This is a genomic window from Vibrio cholerae (assembly GCF_008369605.1).
GTDB lineage: Bacteria > Pseudomonadota > Gammaproteobacteria > Enterobacterales > Vibrionaceae > Vibrio > Vibrio cholerae.
The window spans coordinates 2,411,528-2,430,244 of record NZ_CP043554.1 but is presented as its reverse complement, the minus strand read 5'-3'; the positions used below and the strand labels follow the sequence as shown (position 1 = coordinate 2,430,244).

Here is an 18,717-nt window from a genome sequence, read left to right as displayed (position 1 = left end):
TGCCATTGATGAAATGGCGATCACCTATTGAGCCGCGCACGGTTACACTACGCGGCTCTCTTCATCATCGCTCGGCTTCTTATTCTTTTCACCGACCTTGGGCTCGGTACCCGCAAACAGGCGCTTCACGTTTTGATGATGGCGCAGTACAATCAAACAGCACAACATGGCAACTGGAAGCGTGTACTGTGGCTTAATCAGCCAAGTGTAGAGGGGCGCGAGCAACACAGTGACTAAGGCTGCAAGCGACGAGTAGCGAAACAGTACGACAACGACAAGCCATGTGGCCATCACCATAGCGGTTAAATCGAGCCCAATCGGTGCGATTGCACCTAACGCGGTTGCCACGCCTTTTCCACCTTTGAAATGGAAAAAAATCGGGTACATGTGACCAAGGCAGGCGGCGATTGCCACCAACCCCAACATAAAAGGTTCAATATTGAGGAAGTAACCGCCCCAAACAGGGATGGTGCCTTTGAGCATGTCACACACCAAAACGGCCACTGCGGCTTTTTTGCCACCGATGCGCAGTACATTGGTGGCTCCGGGGTTTTGTGAGCCCACGTCACGCGGATCGGGGAGACGCAGAACACGACAAATCAACACCGCACTGGAAATTGACCCCAGTAGATAGGCAAAAATGATCATGCTGAGCGCCAATGGAGTCATAACAGCCTCAAACTGCGTGTTTCGAAAAGTTATCTCGAATAAGTATTTGTATTCCCTGTTGAATAAGAAAAAATCTTTTAGGATTTAGCATCTTGAACAGGTTTGGGTATATCATATCGCGATTGAGCGGATAGTACGATTTTTTCATCGGTTTGGGTATCCGACCTGTGAACAGGAAGCGATTGAGCATGGATAAAGTGTTTATTGAACAGTTGGAAGTGATCACGACGATTGGGGTCTACGACTGGGAACAGCAGATCAAGCAGAAATTGGTGCTCGATCTGGAAATGGCGCACGACAACCGTGCAGCGGGAAAAAGTGATGATGTAGCGGATGCTCTGGACTATGCCCAAGTCAGCCAAGCTGTGCTGGAGTATATCGAACAAGGGCGTTTTTTACTGGTAGAGCGTGTGGCTGAAGAAGTGGCTGAACTGATCATGACTCGCTTTGCTGTGCCTTGGATACGCATCCGCTTGACCAAGCCGGGCGCAGTGCCGCAAGCCAAAGGAGTCGGCGTGATCATCGAGCGAGCGCGTGGATGATCACCGCTTATATTGGTGTGGGCTCAAATCAGGATCGCCATCAGTCGATTGAAGCTGGCCTTCGTGCATTAGCCGAGCTGGCGAGCCAGTGGCGTCTGTCCACGATTTATGAGTGTCCATCCGTTGGGTTTGCCAGCCATCCTTTCTTCAATCTGATGGTTGAGATGGAGACAGAGCTCGCGCTGCCTGAATTGATGATGCAGTTAAAAGCGATCGAGCTGCGTTGTGGCCGTTTGCCGAATGCACAAAAGTATCAGGATCGAACACTGGATCTTGATATTGTGCTGTATGGCGATTGTGTATCGGAGAATGATCCTGTGCTGCCTCGACCGGATATCTATCGCTATCCGTTTGTGATTCAACCTTTATATGAGCTCTGTCCGCAGCGAGTGATTGCTGGTGATGGTCGAACTGTTGAGCAGATTTGGCAACAAGCGCAGGATTTAGCATCACTCACCCCAGTACCGATCTGGTTTTCTATTAACGAGAAGAAACAATCATGAGTTATTTTGAGTCGTTCATTCTGGCTTTAATTCAAGGCTTTACCGAGTTTTTACCGATTTCTAGCTCCGCACACCTGATCTTGCCTTCGGCTATTTTAGGTTGGGAAGATCAAGGCTTGGCCTTTGATGTGGCGGTACACGTGGGAACGCTCGCCGCGGTCGTGCTCTATTTTCGAAAAGAAGTGGTTTCGTTATTAAGTGCTTTTTTTGCTTCGATTTTTAAAGGTGATCGCAGCAAAGAAGCCAAATTGGCGTGGTTGATCGTGCTGGCTACGATTCCGGCTTGTCTGTTCGGTTTTGTGATGAAAGATATTGTTGAGCTCTATTTGCGCAGCGCTTGGGTTATCGCGACAACGACTATCGTGTTTGGCCTTTTACTCTGGTATGTCGATAAACATGCAGAGCTCAAAGCCGACGAATATCAAGCGGATTGGAAAAAAGCGCTGTTTATTGGTTTGGCGCAGGCCGTGGCTATTATTCCTGGCACTTCACGCTCTGGTGCAACCATCACTGCTGCGCTCTATCTTGGCTTTACCCGTGAAGCGGCGGCGCGTTTTTCATTCTTAATGTCGATTCCAATTATCGTATTGGCGGGCAGTTATCTCGGATTGAAACTGGTGACCAGTGGTGAACCCGTACACAGCGGTTTCTTACTGACAGGTATCATCACTTCATTTATCAGTGCTTATATCTGTATTCACTTCTTCCTGAAGCTCATCTCTCGTATGGGCATGACCCCGTTTGTGATTTATCGCTTAGTGCTTGGTTTAGGCTTATTTGCGTTTTTATTAACTCAATAATCACCTGCCAGCGAGCGCCTTTTCTAGGCTTTATGGTATAAATAGGCAGCATTCGAGCAAGTGACCAACGCCACGATTTTGTGGCGTTGGTTTTGAAAGAAAGATGGATTGGTTATGCGAGTATTTGCTTTGACCCTAAGCCTGCTATTGGTCTGGCTGCTTTATACCCTGATGTGGGGCAAAAACGGTGTGATGGATTTTCGCGCTGTACAAGCGGAAATTGAGGTGCAGCAGCAGGTGAATGCCAACCTTCACCTACGCAACCAAGAGATGTTTGCCGAAATTGATGACCTGCGCCAAGGGCTAGATGCGATTGAAGAGCGTGCCCGTAACGAATTGGGTATGGTCAAAGATGGAGAAACCTTCTATCGCATCATCGGTGAGGAGTCGCGCCAATGAACAACATGACAGCGATTGTGCCCGCCGCGGGTGTGGGTAGCCGCATGCAAGCGGATCGCCCTAAGCAGTATTTAACCTTGCTCGGTAAAACGGTACTCGAACACACCATTGAACATCTTTTAGAACATCCTCACATCGAACACGTCGTGGTGGCGGTGAGTGCTGATGACCCCTATTTTGCGAATTTGCCTCTGGCGCATCATCCGCGTGTGATTCGTGTCGATGGCGGCAAAGAGCGGGCAGATTCGGTATTGTCGGCACTGGAGTATGTCTGCCAGCATCGCCTCAGTGAATGGGTATTGGTGCATGATGCGGCGCGTCCGTGTGTGACTCACGCCGATATCACTCAGCTCATCACCACGGCTTTAGCTCATCCGATTGGTGCGATTTTGGCCTCGCCAGTGCGGGATACCATGAAACGTGGCGATCACTTACAGCAGATTGAGCATACGGTCGATCGCACTGCGCTTTGGCATGCGCTGACACCGCAAATGTTTCGTGCCCAATCACTGCGAGAGAGGTTATTCGCCGCTTTACAGCAGCAAGTCACGATTACCGATGAAGCCTCAGCCTTTGAATGGCGTGGTGAAAAGCCTGCTTTAGTGGCAGGACGTGCCGATAATCTCAAAATTACTCAACCTGAAGATCTCGCGTTGGCCGAGTTCTATTTAAGTCGTAATAAGGAAAAATCATGATCAGAATTGGCCACGGCTTTGATGTACACCGTTTTGGCGGCGAAGGTCCCATCATTATTGGTGGAGTGAAGATCCCTTATGAACAAGGATTGATCGCCCATTCTGACGGTGATGTGGCACTGCACGCATTAAGTGATGCCTTGCTCGGCGCGATTGCTGCCGGAGACATTGGCCGCCACTTCCCGGATACCGATGATAAATGGAAAGGGGCAGACAGCCGCGAGCTCCTCAAAGATGTGTATCGCCGTGTCAAAGCGCAAGGTTATGTGCTTGGTAATGCGGACGTCACTATTATTGCCCAAGCGCCGAAAATGGCCCCTTATATTCAGGCGATGTGCGCGGCGATTGCCGAGGATCTGGAAACCGATCTGGGCAATATTAACGTCAAAGCCACCACGACAGAAAAACTCGGCTTTACCGGACGTAAAGAAGGTATCGCCTGCGAAGCGGTTGTACTTTTGCACAAAGCTTAACTCAGCCTATAAAAAATTTTGGAATTAAGATGACTGATATTCTCTCTCCTCTGGCTTATTTGTGCGGTAAACCGACTGCGAAAGCCAAACTCAAAGCCCTACCAGAGCACTTCCAAGTCAACGAAGTGTTGGGTTACTCCTTAACTGGCAGTGGTGAACACTTAATGGTGCGTATTCGTAAGACAGGGGAGAATACCAGCTTTGTGGCCAATGAATTAGCCAAGGCTTGTGGCGTGCCTTCACGCGCGGTGAGTTGGGCGGGGTTGAAAGATAGACACGCCGTTACCGAGCAGTGGCTGAGCGTGCATCTGCCGAATGGCGAAACGCCGGACTTCTCTGCGTTTCTGGCACAATACCCTAGCATTGAAATTCTAGAGGTGACTCGCCACGACAAAAAGCTGCGTCCGGGCGATTTGCAAGGCAATGAATTTGTTGTCACTTTATCGGAAGTCAGCGATGTTCCAGCCGTATTAAGCCGTTTAGGAACGGTCGCTGAACTGGGCGTACCCAATTACTTTGGTAGCCAGCGTTTTGGGCGTCATGGCAATAACCTCAGTGAAGCGCGCCGTTGGGGGCGTGACAATGTACGTTCGCGCAATCAGAATCAGCGCAGCTTATATCTGTCTGCGGCTCGTTCGTGGATTTTCAACCAGATTGTCTCAAAGCGAATTGAACAGGGCTGTTTTGCCCGCTTTATTGAAGGTGATATCGCTTTAGCTGAGCAGCAAATGTTTAATGTTGATGGTGATTTAGCCCTTTGGGATCAGCGTTTGCAAGCTGGAGAAGTAGCGATTTCAGCGGCTTTGGCGGGCGATAATGCCTTGCCGACTTCTGGTCAAGCCTTGCCACTGGAACAAGCTGAATTGGATGCAGAGCCCGATTTAATGGCGCTGATCCGGGGGAATCGTATGCGCCATGATCGCCGTGCGATCGCCTTAAAAGCGCAAAAATTAAGCTGGCAAGTGCAAGAAGATCAAATCACTCTGCGTTTCTCATTGGATGCGGGTAGCTTTGCCACTTCCTTAGTGCGTGAATTGATCGAAGAGATCCCAGTGGTGCGTCATTACGATCAAGGCCATGAACAAGAGAGCCGCGATTCAGAGAGCGAAGATTAAGATGAAGATTCTACTCAGTAACGATGATGGCGTTTACGCACAAGGCATTCATGCTTTGGCGGATGCATTGCGTAATTTAGCGGAGATTGTGATTGTCGCGCCGGATCGTAACCGCAGTGGTGCCTCGAATTCACTGACGTTAGAACATCCATTACGAGTGTCGCAAATTGCCGAGAATACCTATTCCGTGCAAGGTACCCCGACCGATTGCGTACACTTTGCGCTCAATGAACTGATGAAAGACGCGCTACCGGATCTGGTACTGAGCGGAATCAATCACGGAGCTAACTTGGGTGATGATGTGCTCTATTCCGGTACGGTGGCGGCGGCAATGGAAGGGCATTTTCTTGGCGTGCAGTCGATCGCCTTTTCTCTGGCGGGAACTACTCATTTTGCTAGCGCTGCTCACTTTGTGCGTCAATTGGTCGAGCAACATCTGGCTAACCCGATTCCGACCAATCGCTTACTTAACGTGAATATTCCGGATCGACCTTTAGAACTCATTCAAGGTATTGAAGTCACACGCTTAGGTGCGCGGCATCACGCCGAAAGCATGATAAAGCAGAAAGATCCGCGTGGGCATGATATTTATTGGCTTGGTCCTCCGGGGAAAGAGCAAGATGCCGGTCCGGGAACGGATTTTCATGCGATTGAACGTGGCTGGGTGTCACTCACGCCGCTACAAGTTGACCTAACGGCACATGAGTCACTGCGTAGCATGGATCATTGGTTAAAGGAAAAGGTGAATGGCTAACCCAAAAGCCGACAGACTGATTCAATTTTTAACTGAGCAGGGGATTACCTCACCACAAGTGTTGGCGGCAATCCATGCACTGCCACGCGAGTTTTTCGTCGCACCAGCCATGATGCATCAAGCTTATGACAATAATGCCCTGCCCATAGGTCAAGGTCAGACCATCTCGCAACCCTATATCGTGGCGAAGATGACAGAGCTACTGGCATTAACCCCAGAAACCAAAGTGCTAGAAATTGGTACGGGCTCTGGTTATCAGACCGCAGTTCTCGCCAAACTGGTTAATCATGTGTTTACTGTTGAGCGGATCAAAACCCTGCAATGGGATGCGAAACGACGCTTGAAGCAGTTGGATATCTATAACGTGTCGACGAAACATGGCGATGGCTGGCAAGGTTGGCCCGCTCGTGGACCTTTTGATGCGATCCTTGTGACGGCAGCTGCGGCAAAAGTGCCGCAAAGTCTATTGGATCAGCTTGCTGAGGGTGGTCGTATGGTGATCCCTGTGGGCGAAGACGAGCAATATCTGTACAAAATTGTGCGTCAAGGTGGGCAGTTTATCTCTGAGCGGGTTGAAGCTGTGCGTTTTGTGCCACTGGTCGCGGGAGATCTTGCCTGATGACGCTTTACTCTTTCCGACTGGGCTTATTATTGTTTTGCAGCTTATTATTCGGCTGTACTGCACCTACGCCAGCACCAGTCTCTGGATTGGGTAAAGATTACAACAAAGTTGAACGTGGTAGTTACCGCGGAAGTTACTATGAAGTTAAAAAAGGCGACACGCTCTATTTTATTGCCTACCTCACAGATAAAGATGTAAATGATCTGATCAGTTACAACGATCTCGCTCCACCTTACACCATTCATCCTGGGCAAAAAATTAAGCTCTGGTTACCTAATTATACTCCTCCTGCTTATGGTGGAACGGGCGGTGCCGCTACCGTGGCTGTGGCTTCAAGCACAAGTGCAAGTGCTGCCAAAGCGGCGACGACGGCAACGGTTGCTCAAACCGTGAGCAAAAGCTCTAATACCAAAAATGTACAAAATGGGTCAGCGAATAGTCAAAATTTGACTAAAAAAGATCCAGTTAAGACGGTTGATCAAACAAAAACAAAGGAGTATGTTGAACCTGTCGGTAAACAAAATGTTAATGTTAATGTAGCAAAAGCTAAACCTTCGGATGAGAAGATAGCGAAGTGGCTATGGCCGACAAAAGGTAGAGTCATAAAGAACTTTTCTGCGGGCGATCAAGGCAACAAAGGGATAGACATTGCTGGCCAACGTGGTCAGGCTGTCGTTGCTACTGCAGATGGAACCGTAGTGTATTCGGGCAACGCATTACGTGGTTATGGCAACCTAATCATCATAAAACATAATGAGCACTATTTAAGTGCCTATGCCCACAATGATCAGCTGCTAGCAAAGGAAGGACAAACTGTGCAAGCAGGCCAGAAGATCGCCACCATGGGAAGTTCTGGTACCAACAGCGTACGCTTGCACTTTGAGATCCGTTATCAAGGGAAGTCAGTGAATCCTAAACGCTACTTACCTTAACTCATATTGCTAAGGTCATACTGCAAAGGTTGTAAATCGCAATGACTCGCAAAGTTGCCAGGGGGAGGCCGCTATGAGTGTCAGCAATACCGTAACCAAAGTAGAAGAGTTCGATTTTGAAGATGAAGCACTGGAAGTGCTAGAAACTGATGCCGAGCTCGCCAGTGATGAAGAATTAGTTGCTGTTGAAGGGGCAAGTGAAGACGTTCGTGAAGAGTTTGATGCTTCTGCGAAAAGTCTTGATGCGACCCAGATGTATCTCAGCGAAATTGGTTTTTCACCGCTCCTTACTGCCGAAGAAGAAGTGCTTTATGCTCGTCGTGCCTTACGTGGTGATGAAGCCGCACGTAAACGCATGATTGAAAGTAACTTGCGTCTGGTGGTAAAAATTTCACGCCGTTACAGCAACCGAGGATTAGCACTGCTCGATCTGATTGAAGAAGGTAATCTTGGTCTGATCCGTGCGGTTGAGAAATTCGATCCAGAACGCGGTTTCCGCTTCTCTACCTACGCAACATGGTGGATCCGTCAAACCATTGAACGTGCGCTGATGAACCAAACACGCACCATTCGTCTACCGATTCATGTCGTCAAAGAGCTGAACATTTATTTGCGTACTGCTCGCGAATTATCACAGCGCCTTGACCACGAACCTACACCAGAAGAAATTGCTCTTGAGTTAGACCGACCTGTCGATGATGTCACTAAAATGCTGCGTCTTAACGAACGGATCAGCTCAGTGGATACGCCAATTGGTGGTGATGGAGATAAGGCACTGCTGGATATTTTGCCAGACTCACACAATGCCGATCCTGAGTTTTCAACTCAAGATGATGACATTCGTGAATCGCTGCTCAACTGGTTGGATGAACTTAATCCAAAGCAAAAAGAAGTGCTTGCGCGTCGCTTTGGGCTTCTTGGCTATGAACCATCGACCTTGGAAGAAGTGGGTCGTGAGATCAATCTCACTCGTGAGCGTGTTCGCCAAATCCAAGTGGAAGGTCTACGTCGTCTGCGTGAGATTTTGGTGAAACAAGGTTTGAATATGGAAGCGCTGTTTAACGTCGAATACGACAACTAATTTTTTCCAGACTCATCCAAAACTAAGGCACCCGGTGGGGTGCCTTGTTGTTTCTGGAATCTGTAGATTTCATGCTTGAGATATGGGCGATAACTAAAGCAGCTTTTTCAATTGATAGAGCATATCCAGAGCTTGGCGAGGTGTGAGCTGGTCAGGATCTACGCCTGCCAAGGCTTGCTCAATGGCACTTGGCTCAGGAATTAAGCTCAACTGGTTGGCAATATCGACGCGGCTTGGCTTACGAGTCTCGGCAGGTTGTGAGCTTAATAGCTCAAGTTGTTGTAACTTGGCGCGCGCATTTTTAATCACGGGCTTGGGTACGCCAGCCAGTCCTGCTACGGCTAAACCATACGATTTACTCGCGGCACCCTCTTGCACTGCGTGCATAAAGGCGATGCCATCACCATGTTCAACCGCGTCTAAATGGACATTCGCTAGATGAGGTAACACATTCGGCAGTTCGGTTAACTCAAAATAGTGAGTGGCAAACAGCGTCATGGCACCAATCTCTTTGGCAAGCCACTCGGCACTCGCCCAAGCGAGCGAGAGTCCGTCATAAGTACTGGTACCGCGGCCAATCTCATCCATCAACACCAAGCTGTTACGGGTCGCATTGTGCAAAATATTGGCGGTCTCCGTCATCTCCACCATAAAGGTTGAGCGACCAGAGGCGAGATCGTCCGAAGCACCGATACGGGTAAAAATACGATCCAGTGGGCCGATTGACGCACTTTCAGCCGGCACATAACTGCCGATATGCGCCATCAGTGCAATCAAGGCGGTTTGACGCATGTAAGTCGATTTACCGCCCATATTCGGGCCAGTAATGATCAGCATGCGTCGCTGTGGATTAAGTTCGATCGGGTTGGCGATAAACGGCTCATTCATTACTCGCTCTACCACAGGGTGGCGACCACCTTGGATGTGAATGCCCGCTTCTTGAACCAGCGTTGGGCGACAATATTCCAAGTTTTCTGCGCGCTCTGCGAGGTTTTGCAGCACATCCAATTGAGCAACGGAAGCCGCCAGTTGTTGCAGCTGCTCAAGATGCGGCAACAGCAAATCGAACAACTCTTCCCACAGCTGTTTTTCTAACGCTAAAGCACGAGACTTAGAATTGAGCACTTTATCTTCATGCTGTTTAAGTTCTTCGATGATGTAACGCTCAGCATTTTTTAAGGTTTGACGGCGTACATAGTGGGGAGGCACTAAATGGCTCTGCCCCCGGCTCACTTGAATGTAGAAACCGTGCACATTGTTATAACCCACTTTCAGGGTATCAATGCCGTGACGATCGCGCTCTTCGGCTTCCAAGCGTTCCAGAAATTCGGTTGCGCCATTGGCTAAATCGCGCCATTCATCCAGTTCGGCACTGTAACCATCAGCAATGACACCGCCATCACGAATCACCACGGGTGGGTTTTCTTTGATCGCACGTTCGAGTAAATCGCACAATTCATTCATCGGCTCGGCATGAGTGCGTAGCTCGGTAAGGTGAGGCTGCTTAAGCTCGCTCATGACCGAGTGCAATTCTGGTAACTGCTGCATGGCGTGGCGTAGGCGAGCTAAATCGCGCGGCCGCGCTGAGCGCAGCGCTAGACGGGCGAGGATCCGTTCAATATCGCCAATCTGTTTGAGCACGGGATGCAGTTCCCCATACAAAGCGGTTTCTTTGAGCTCAGTGATCGCATCTAAACGCTGATTGAGGGTGGCGTTATCGCGCATCGGTTGGTGGATCCAACGTTTGAGCATACGACTGCCCATAGGGGTCGCACAATGGTCGAGTACTTCTGCAAGCGTGTTATCTGTTCCACCCGCCAAGTTATGAGTGAGCTCAAGGTTGCGCCGCGTCGCGGCATCCAAAATCACCGATTGATCTTGGCGATCCCAAGTCAATGACCGAATGTGTGGCAAAGCAGTACGCTGAGTATCTTTCACGTATTGGATCAAGCAGCCTGCAGCGCACAAGCCAAGTTTTGCTTGCTCAACCCCAAAGCCAACCAGATCGCGCGTGCCAAATTGCTGGTTGAGCTGCTGTTTCGCAGTATCGAGCTCAAATTCCCAAATCGGGCGACGGCGGTTGCCTTGGCGGCTTGCCATTAGATGCACTGGCGAAAAATCTTCAGGAAACAAGAGTTCACGAGGCGAAGTGCGTTGCAGTTCTGCCGCCATCTCTTCTTCGGTTTGCGGTTCACTGAGCTGAAAACGGCCGGAGGTGATATCCATGGTCGCGTAGCCAAAGCGGCCGTTATGGTGATAAATCGCCGCGATCAGGTTATCGACTCGCTCTGAGAGCAGGGCTTCATCGGTCACCGTTCCCGGTGTCACAATCCGCACTACTTTGCGCTCAACGGGGCCTTTGCTGGTGGCTGGGTCGCCAATCTGTTCGCAGATCGCGACCGACTCTCCCATCTGGACGAGTTTCGCTAAATAACCTTCCACCGCATGGAAAGGCACACCCGCCATAGGAATGGGTTCACCCGCCGATGCGCCACGTTTGGTTAAGGAAATGTCCAGCAGCTCAGAGGCGCGTTTGGCATCGTCATAAAACAGTTCGTAAAAATCACCCATGCGATAGAACAGCAGAATATCTGGGTTTTCCGCCTTGAGTCTTAAATACTGTTGCATCATCGGGGTGTGGTGCGAAAGAGACTCGCTCGGTGAGGCGTTCGATTTCATCATAATCTTATATCGCTGCTTATCATCATCTGCGCAGGCCTTGCGGCATTTCATCACAAGGCGGGCATGGGTCACTTAAAAACGGTTACAGAGAATAGCAAACCTGACTAGGGCGGGGCAATTGAGCTCTTGCTTTGCATGGTGATGACCTTAAGGCTCATCAGGCCATCGCCGCAAGAGGTTTACTGAAAAGCGCGTAGGGAGCGTGATATGGATACCAAGTCAAACCGGTTTCGACACTCAGCCTAAGCCGAGTGTCGGAAAGCTCAGTTAGGAAAATAATCCTGATGATAGATAACGGTCGCCACGATCGCACACAATCGCTACCACTACGGATCCCGGATTTTGCTGGGCAATCTGCAAAGCGGCAAACACGGCTCCGCCAGAGCTGACGCCGGCGCAAATTCCTTCTTCACGCGCAAGGGCGCGTGCGGTCTGTTCGGCGTCAGTTTGAGTCACGTCCAGCACCTGATCGACTCGTGCAGCATCAAAAATGCCGGGGAGGTAGGCTTGTGGCCAACGGCGAATACCGGGAATCGCACTGCCTTCCGAGGGTTGTAAGCCGATGATCTGGATCTGCGGATTTTGCTGTTTCAGGTAGCGAGAGACGCCCATGATGGTGCCTGTGGTGCCCATGCTCGAAACAAAATGGGTGATTTTACCTTGGCTTTGCTGCCAGATTTCCGGCCCGGTTGTGCGAAAATGCGCGTCAGGGTTATCCAAGTTATTGAATTGATCCAATACCTTACCTTTGCCTTCTTGCTGCATCTGTAAGGCTAAATCGCGTGCGCCTTCCATCCCTTGTTCTTTGCTAACCAAAATCAGCTCAGCGCCATACGCGCGCATCGAATCTTTGCGCTCTTGAGTGGCGTTATCGGGCATGATCAGAATCATCTTGTAGCCTTTGATGGCGGAAGCCATAGCCAACGCTATGCCAGTATTACCACTGGTGGCTTCAATAATGGTATCGCCGGGCTGCAAACTGCCGCGCGCTTCGGCTTGCACAATCATATTAAGCGCTGGTCTATCTTTCACGGAACCCGCTGGATTATTGCCTTCGAGCTTCACCAATACTGTAGAGCGGCCTGCATTGAGGCGCTGTAAACGCACCAAGGGCGTTTGACCTACATAATCTTCAAGAGTGGGGAAATCAGACACAGAGCGATCCTTCTATTCTAATAGTGACAACCGATATACCCTTCCTACTTGAAGCTGCAGCGGTGTTGGCTACGTTTGTTCACCCCAATCACATAGTCTATCTATGCTCATGGGGACTCACTCACTTGCCGCCTACCTGCAACTCCAAGTTGTTTGGGTATAAAGCTTCTGTTGATTGACGGCGCAAGCGTAAGACGGCTCTTTGCCAGCGGCGTTATTTTCATGTCAGCAGTATAAGAACGACTTTATCTTCGGCATACAATTTATTGCTAGAAATTATTCCAAAACGTTCTATTAATGTTCTTTTTTATAAACGATTTTCCTCATAATCTAGCAGCATAAAGGAAGCCATCTTGGCACTTGTGATTCTGGAGTAGAACAACATGAACCGAATTAAATCGACATTAACAGCGTTACTGCTAGCAGGCTCGTTCCAAGCCTCTGCGGCTGATCAAACCATTCTCAACTCATCTTATGATATTGCTCGTGAGCTGTTTGTGGCTTACAACCCTGTGTTTGCTGAGCATTGGCAACAAAAAACAGGGAAGACGGTCGAAATTAAACAGTCGCACGCTGGATCATCGGCTCAAGCGCGTTCTATTCTGCAAGGCCTAGCGGCAGATGTGGTGACGTTTAACCAAGTGACCGATGTGCAAATTCTGCACGACAAAGGCAAGCTGATCCCAGCAAACTGGCAAACCCTGCTACCAAACGCGAGCTCGCCTTATTACTCCACCACCGCATTTTTGGTGCGCAAAGGCAACCCAAAGAACATCCAAGATTGGAGTGATTTGATACGTGATGATGTGAAAAGTGTGTTCCCGAACCCGAAAACCTCAGGTAATGCGCGTTACACCTACTTGGCAGCGCTAGGCTTTGCACAAAAACAATTTGGTCAGGATAACCAAGCGCAGCAAGATGAGTTTTTGAAGAAGTTTCTGGCTAACGTCGCGGTATTTGATACTGGCGGTCGTGGTGCAACCACATCATTCGTTGAGCGTGGGATTGGCGATGTGCTGATCACCTTTGAATCGGAAGTGAATAACATTCGTCAGCAATACGGTGCGGATGATTACCAAGTGGTGGTTCCGAAAACCTCGATTTTGGCTGAATTCCCAGTCGCGGTAGTGGAGAAAGTGGCAAAACGTAATGGGACTTATGATGTGGCGACCGAATACGTTTCATACCTGTACAGTGAGCCAGCACAGCGTTTGCTTGCAGAATTTAACTACCGTGTGCACGATGCCAAGGTACAAGCTGAGTTTGCTGAGCGTTTTCCCGCCGTTGAATTGCTGACTGTGGAAGGGATCGCCGGTGGCTGGGAGCAAGCGATGAAAACCCAGTTCGCGAATGGGTCTAAATTGGATCAACTGCTGCGCCGCTAATCTTGTCTGACATTTCTCTAGGTTGCCCAATGGATGGGCAACCTTAATTCCACCCTGATGTATCGAAAGAGGTTTTATGGGTCAAACGCTTGCACACTCTCGCCCGCGCCAGCAACGGGTTTTACCCGGTTTTGCGTTGAGCCTCGGTGTCTCTTTGCTGTTTGTCAGCTTGATTCTGCTGCTGCCTGCCACTGGGCTTATCATGCAGACCAGCAACATGACCTTTAACGAGTATTGGCAAGTGATTGCCGACCCTCGTGTGGTGGCAAGTTATAAAGTGACGGTTGGCTCGGCCTTGATTGCTTCACTGTTTAATGGCTTGTTTGGTTTGCTGCTTGCTTGGGTGTTGGTGCGTTACACTTTTCCCGGCAAACGTATTCTTGATGCGCTGGTCGATCTTCCTTTTGCGCTGCCCACCGCGGTGGCTGGGATTACCTTGGCAACGCTGTATTCGGCCAATGGTTGGATTGGTAGTGTACTTGCTGAGTTAGGCATCAAGGTCGCTTATACGCCACTTGGTATTATTGTGGCGATGGCTTTTACCAGTATTCCCTTTGTGGTGCGCACGGTTCAGCCTGTGTTAGAAGAAATTTCCCGTGAAGAAGAAGAAGCGGGCATGACGTTAGGCGCATCCGACGCTGCTGTGTTTTGGAAAGTGATTCTCCCTTCACTCAAACCCGCTTTATTGGTAGGAACGGCGTTGTCTTTTACGCGCAGTTTAGGGGAGTTCGGAGCGGTGATCTTTATTGCTGGCAACATGCCTTACATCAGCGAAATTACCTCGTTAATGATCTTCGTGCGTCTGCAAGAGTTTGATTTCCCAGCGGCGAGTGCGATTGCCTCGGTTGTGCTGCTGACTTCACTTCTGTTACTGCTGATGATTAACCTCTGGCAAGGCGCTTATCTGCGTCGCATTCACGGACGATAAGGAATCAGTGTATGGCACATTCTCAGCCTTTACGTGTTGGTGAAAAGCCGTGGGTGAAATGGAGTTTGATCGCATTGGCTCTGCTATTGGTGGCCGTGCTGCTGCTGATCCCACTGCTGAGTATTTTCCAACAAGCGTTTGCCAACGGCATTAGCGCTTATTTCAGTTACTTTAATGACACCGATACGCGCCACGCGATTGGGTTAACGCTGGTGGTGGCGCTACTGACAGTGCCAATCAATCTGGTGTTTGGTGTGCTGCTCTCTTGGCTAGTGACCCGTTTTGAATTTGTTGGTCGCAAGTTTTTGATCACCTTGATTGATATTCCGTTCGCTGTTTCTCCGGTGGTGGCGGGGCTACTTTACCTGCTGCTCTATGGCACCAGTGGCTGGTTGGGCGAATGGTTGTATGAGCGCGATCTGCAAATCATGTTTGCTTGGCCGGGCATTGTACTGGTGACTGTGTTTGTGACCTGTCCGTTTGTGGCGCGTGAGCTAATTCCACTTATGCAGCAGCAAGGACGTTCGGATGAAGAAGCCGCAGTGATTTTGGGCGCATCATGGTGGCAACTGTTTCGCCGAGTCACTCTGCCTAACATTAAGTGGGCGCTGATTTATGGCGTGATCCTCACCAATGCTCGCGCGGTGGGGGAGTTTGGCGCGGTAGCGGTGGTTTCAGGCAACATTCGAGGTGAAACCAATACCTTGCCTTTGCATGTACAGCTTCTGTACGAGGATTATCAATCGCAAGCGGCCTTTGCTAGCGCTTCGCTACTGGCGTTTATCGCCCTATTAACACTATTACTGAAAGCTTTGGTCGAGTGGCGTCAAGAGCGCCTTCAGGCGGTCGAGCATAATGAGCAGGGAACCTTATGAGCATTCGTCTAGATAATATCTCTAAACATTTTGGCCAGTTTCAGGCGCTTGCCCCGCTTTCTCTCAAGATTGAAGATGGTGAAATGATTGGTTTGTTAGGGCCATCTGGTTCAGGAAAAACCACTTTGCTGCGTATTATTGCCGGTTTGGAAGGGGCGGATTCCGGTACGATTCATTTTCGAAATCGTGACGTCACCAATGTGCATGTGCGCGATCGCCGAGTCGGCTTTGTGTTCCAAAACTATGCGCTGTTTCGTCATATGACGGTGGCCGATAACGTAGCGTTTGGCTTGCAGGTGATGGAGCGTGCTCAGCGTCCAAATCCGGCGGAAATTCAAAAGCGCGTGAAGCAACTGCTTGAAATCGTACAGCTTGGTCATTTGGCGCATCGTTATCCAGAGCAGCTTTCTGGTGGTCAAAAACAGCGTATTGCACTGGCTCGCGCACTGGCAACTCAACCTGAAGTGCTACTGTTGGATGAGCCGTTTGGCGCTTTGGATGCCAAAGTGCGTAAAGAGCTGCGCCGTTGGTTACGTAGTCTGCATGACGAGTTGGGCTTTACCAGCGTGTTTGTGACTCACGATCAGGATGAAGCGTTGGAGCTTTCCGATCGCGTGGTGGTGATGAGTAATGGCCGCATTGAGCAGATCGACTCGCCGGTTGAGCTTTACGCTCAGCCCAATAGCCGCTTTGTATTTGATTTCTTTGGGAACGTTAATCAGTTTGCGGGTGAGTGGCAAAATGGTCAGTGGGTTAATGGCTCTGCCTTTATTCAGCCACCAGAGAGTGACGCGACGCGTCAAAGTGGTTTGCTGTATGTGCGCAGCCATGAGTTGGCGCTGTCGGATAAAGAGAACAGCCAAGCCTCATTGCCGTTTGAAGTGGTCTCGATTAACCCGGTTGGGGCAGAAGTGCGCGTTGAGCTAGCGCCTGTCGGTTGGCAAAGCCAAGAGCTGTGGGAAGCCAAACTTTCACATCGTTCTTTAAGCGAAAAGCGCTTGAGTCGCGGCGATCAAGTCTTCGCCACACCGCAAGTGGGCTATTTCTTTGCCAGTGAAGGGCAAAGTAGCCCGAGCGTCCTACGCTGGCCATTCTTGGCTCCGGGTAGCTTGATGTTTGAAATCTGATGCTTGAAATACGAGGGTTGAAATTAGACCGAGAAAGAGTGCCCAAGGGCACTCTTTCTATTTGGGACGATTGCAATTAGCGCCTAATTCGGTAGTTTAGCCTGCAGTTTTACCGAGCAAAATGAAATACCAGTGACACAATGAAACAGAAGCGAGAGGCAAGCGTATGAAAACACTGCATTCCTTGAGTGAGCAGCTAGGAGGGCTACTGGCTAACCAGCAGCAGATCCTCGCTAGCGCAGAATCTTGCACCGGCGGTGGTGTGGCTTATTGGGTGACTGAAGTGGCCGGAAGTTCGGCATGGTTTGATCGCAGCTTCGTGACTTACAGTAATGAAGCCAAACAAGAAATGCTCGGTGTTCGGCAAGCAACATTACAACAATTTGGTGCGGTTTCCGAACAGACCGTTGAAGAGATGGCGCTTGGTGCGCTCTTGCATTCAAGGGCTACGCTAGCAGCTTCGATTAGCGGCATTGCAGGCCCCGGTGGCGGTAGCGTAGAAAAGCCAGTTGGCACCGTTTGCTTTGGCTTTGTCAGTGTTCAAGGGTGGCTTAAAGTGGAAACCTGCCATTTTGCAGGCGATCGCGAACAAGTGCGTCAGCAAGCCATAGCGCATGTGTTGCAAAGCTTGATTGAACATCTCGCAGCAGATCAGGTTCAAAACGTTAACTGAGCCAAACTTTTTTCTATACAGGGGTGGACACTGTACAAATCAACAGTATAATGGGCCCCAACATGACAAATCAGCGTCGACCCGATTTCGACACAATTACCTATCACCTGAGAGTGACTATCCGGAGAGAGTAATGGACGAGAATAAACAGAAGGCACTTGCGGCCGCCCTCGGTCAAATTGAAAAGCAATTTGGTAAAGGCTCCATCATGCGCTTAGGCGACAACCGCGCGATGGATGTAGAAACCATTTCGACCGGTTCTCTGTCTCTGGATATCGCGTTGGGTGCTGGTGGCCTACCAATGGGACGTATCGTTGAGATTTTCGGCCCTGAATCTTCGGGTAAAACGACACTGACTCTGGAACTGATTGCTGCTGCGCAACGTGAAGGCAAAACCTGTGCGTTTATCGATGCCGAGCACGCGTTGGATCCGGTCTATGCCAAGAAACTGGGCGTGAATATCGATGAACTGCTGGTTTCTCAGCCTGATACCGGCGAGCAAGCGCTGGAAATTTGTGATGCACTGGCTCGCTCTGGTGCGGTAGATGTGATTGTGGTTGACTCGGTCGCGGCTTTGACACCAAAAGCGGAAATTGAAGGCGAAATGGGCGATAGCCACATGGGTCTGCAAGCGCGTATGTTGTCGCAAGCGATGCGTAAACTGACGGGTAACCTCAAGCAATCCAACTGTATGTGTATCTTCATCAACCAAATTCGTATGAAGATTGGTGTGATGTTTGGTAACCCAGAAACCACCACTGGCGGTAACGCACTGAAATTCTACGCTTCTGTTCGTTTGGATATTCGCCGTACTGGCGCAATCAAAGAAGGCGAAGAAGTGGTGGGTAACGAAACCCGTATCAAGGTTGTGAAGAACAAGATTGCGGCACCGTTTAAAGAAGCCAACACTCAGATCATGTACGGCCAAGGTTTCAACCGTGAAGGTGAATTGATCGATCTTGGTGTGAAACACAAGATGGTTGAAAAGTCAGGTGCTTGGTACAGCTATAACGGCGATAAAATCGGCCAAGGTAAAGCGAATGCCTGCAAGTATCTGAAAGAAAACCCAGAAATTGCGAAAACTCTAGATAAAAAACTGCGTGAAATGCTGTTAAACCCAGAAAACATGCAGCTGATCGCTGAATCATCTTCTGCGGCGGATGACGTCGAATTTGGCGCGGTGCCAGAAGAGTTTTAATCGGCAGGCTGAATGCAAAGAGGTTCAGCCTCTCAATCTTGATGTGAATGAAGCCCTGCAATGCAGGGCTTCTTTTTGGCTGCCAATTGAGTGAGTGACTCAAAACTCA

General features: G+C 49.7%; 20 protein-coding genes. 17 read left to right on the top strand and 3 right to left on the bottom strand.

Annotation, left to right across the window (positions count from 1 at the left end):
• Nucleotides 1-42: 42 nt before the first annotated feature.
• A complete protein-coding gene (gene plsY, locus F0316_RS11270) occupies nt 43-669 on the bottom strand; it encodes a glycerol-3-phosphate 1-O-acyltransferase PlsY (RefSeq protein ID WP_000188024.1) in 627 nt (208 codons plus the stop codon).
• Nucleotides 670-857: 188 nt separating this feature from the next.
• Between plsY and folB the strand changes: the two genes are divergently transcribed.
• From folB to rpoS, 11 genes are all read left to right on the top strand, one after another.
• Nucleotides 858-1,211, top strand: coding sequence for a bifunctional dihydroneopterin aldolase/7,8-dihydroneopterin epimerase (gene folB / locus F0316_RS11260; RefSeq protein ID WP_046122242.1), 354 nt, complete (start codon nt 858-860; stop codon nt 1,209-1,211).
• The gene (gene folK, locus F0316_RS11255) at nt 1,208-1,714 is read left to right on the top strand and encodes a 2-amino-4-hydroxy-6-hydroxymethyldihydropteridine diphosphokinase (RefSeq protein WP_000627009.1); all 507 of its coding nucleotides are present in this window, start codon (nt 1,208-1,210) and stop codon (nt 1,712-1,714) included. The genes folB and folK overlap by 4 nt, the downstream gene beginning before the upstream one ends.
• Entirely contained in the window at nt 1,711-2,514 is an 804-nt protein-coding gene (locus tag F0316_RS11250) for an undecaprenyl-diphosphate phosphatase (protein WP_000119812.1), read from the top strand. The genes folK and F0316_RS11250 overlap by 4 nt, the downstream gene beginning before the upstream one ends.
• Nucleotides 2,515-2,628: 114 nt before the next feature.
• Entirely contained in the window at nt 2,629-2,913 is a 285-nt protein-coding gene (ftsB, locus tag F0316_RS11245) for a cell division protein FtsB (RefSeq protein ID WP_001263189.1), read from the top strand.
• Nucleotides 2,910-3,608 (top strand): 2-C-methyl-D-erythritol 4-phosphate cytidylyltransferase, encoded by a 699-nt coding sequence (ispD, locus tag F0316_RS11240; RefSeq protein WP_001061954.1) that lies wholly within the window; start codon nt 2,910-2,912, stop codon nt 3,606-3,608. Before ftsB ends, ispD begins: the two co-directional genes overlap by 4 nt.
• Nucleotides 3,605-4,081 carry a 2-C-methyl-D-erythritol 2,4-cyclodiphosphate synthase gene (gene ispF, locus F0316_RS11235; protein ID WP_000619207.1) on the top strand — a complete coding sequence of 159 codons (477 nt, stop codon included), beginning with the start codon at nt 3,605-3,607 and terminating at the stop codon, nt 4,079-4,081. Before ispD ends, ispF begins: the two co-directional genes overlap by 4 nt.
• A gap of 29 nt (nt 4,082-4,110) precedes the next feature.
• Nucleotides 4,111-5,196, top strand: coding sequence for a tRNA pseudouridine(13) synthase TruD (truD, locus tag F0316_RS11230; RefSeq protein WP_149560482.1), 1,086 nt, complete (start codon nt 4,111-4,113; stop codon nt 5,194-5,196).
• Between the two features lies 1 nt (nt 5,197).
• Entirely contained in the window at nt 5,198-5,950 is a 753-nt protein-coding gene (surE, locus tag F0316_RS11225) for a 5'/3'-nucleotidase SurE (protein ID WP_172626019.1), read from the top strand.
• Complete coding sequence (locus F0316_RS11220) at nt 5,943-6,569, top strand: protein-L-isoaspartate(D-aspartate) O-methyltransferase (RefSeq protein ID WP_000002982.1); 627 nt, start codon at nt 5,943-5,945, stop codon at nt 6,567-6,569. The genes surE and F0316_RS11220 overlap by 8 nt, the downstream gene beginning before the upstream one ends.
• Nucleotides 6,569-7,504 carry a murein hydrolase activator NlpD gene (gene nlpD, locus F0316_RS11215; RefSeq protein WP_000177559.1) on the top strand — a complete coding sequence of 312 codons (936 nt, stop codon included), beginning with the start codon at nt 6,569-6,571 and terminating at the stop codon, nt 7,502-7,504. The genes F0316_RS11220 and nlpD overlap by 1 nt, the downstream gene beginning before the upstream one ends.
• A 73-nt stretch (nt 7,505-7,577) precedes the next feature.
• The gene (rpoS, locus tag F0316_RS11210; protein ID WP_000116735.1) at nt 7,578-8,585 is read left to right on the top strand and encodes an RNA polymerase sigma factor RpoS; all 1,008 of its coding nucleotides are present in this window, start codon (nt 7,578-7,580) and stop codon (nt 8,583-8,585) included.
• 93 nt (nt 8,586-8,678) lie between these two features.
• Here the strand turns inward: rpoS and mutS are convergent, their stop codons facing one another.
• Both mutS and cysM read right to left on the bottom strand, forming a co-directional pair.
• A complete protein-coding gene (gene mutS, locus F0316_RS11205) occupies nt 8,679-11,267 on the bottom strand; it encodes a DNA mismatch repair protein MutS (RefSeq protein ID WP_033838995.1) in 2,589 nt (862 codons plus the stop codon).
• A gap of 267 nt (nt 11,268-11,534) precedes the next feature.
• Nucleotides 11,535-12,422 (bottom strand): cysteine synthase CysM, encoded by an 888-nt coding sequence (gene cysM, locus F0316_RS11200; protein WP_149560480.1) that lies wholly within the window; start codon nt 12,420-12,422, stop codon nt 11,535-11,537.
• A gap of 383 nt (nt 12,423-12,805) precedes the next feature.
• On the opposite strand from cysM, the gene cysP reads away from it, so the two are divergent.
• From cysP to recA, 6 genes are all read left to right on the top strand, one after another.
• Nucleotides 12,806-13,807 (top strand): thiosulfate ABC transporter substrate-binding protein CysP, encoded by a 1,002-nt coding sequence (gene cysP / locus F0316_RS11195; protein WP_149560479.1) that lies wholly within the window; start codon nt 12,806-12,808, stop codon nt 13,805-13,807.
• 76 nt (nt 13,808-13,883) lie between these two features.
• Nucleotides 13,884-14,735 (top strand): sulfate/thiosulfate ABC transporter permease CysT, encoded by an 852-nt coding sequence (gene cysT / locus F0316_RS11190; RefSeq protein ID WP_040073390.1) that lies wholly within the window; start codon nt 13,884-13,886, stop codon nt 14,733-14,735.
• 11 nt (nt 14,736-14,746) lie between these two features.
• The gene (gene cysW / locus F0316_RS11185) at nt 14,747-15,610 is read left to right on the top strand and encodes a sulfate ABC transporter permease subunit CysW (protein ID WP_002031020.1); all 864 of its coding nucleotides are present in this window, start codon (nt 14,747-14,749) and stop codon (nt 15,608-15,610) included.
• Nucleotides 15,607-16,737 (top strand): sulfate/molybdate ABC transporter ATP-binding protein, encoded by a 1,131-nt coding sequence (locus F0316_RS11180; RefSeq protein ID WP_002051153.1) that lies wholly within the window; start codon nt 15,607-15,609, stop codon nt 16,735-16,737. Before cysW ends, F0316_RS11180 begins: the two co-directional genes overlap by 4 nt.
• Before the next feature lie 166 nt (nt 16,738-16,903).
• Nucleotides 16,904-17,410 (top strand): nicotinamide-nucleotide amidase, encoded by a 507-nt coding sequence (pncC, locus tag F0316_RS11175; protein WP_060780109.1) that lies wholly within the window; start codon nt 16,904-16,906, stop codon nt 17,408-17,410.
• Between the two features lie 133 nt (nt 17,411-17,543).
• The gene (gene recA, locus F0316_RS11170) at nt 17,544-18,608 is read left to right on the top strand and encodes a recombinase RecA (RefSeq protein WP_001914087.1); all 1,065 of its coding nucleotides are present in this window, start codon (nt 17,544-17,546) and stop codon (nt 18,606-18,608) included.
• Nucleotides 18,609-18,717: the final 109 nt, after the last annotated feature.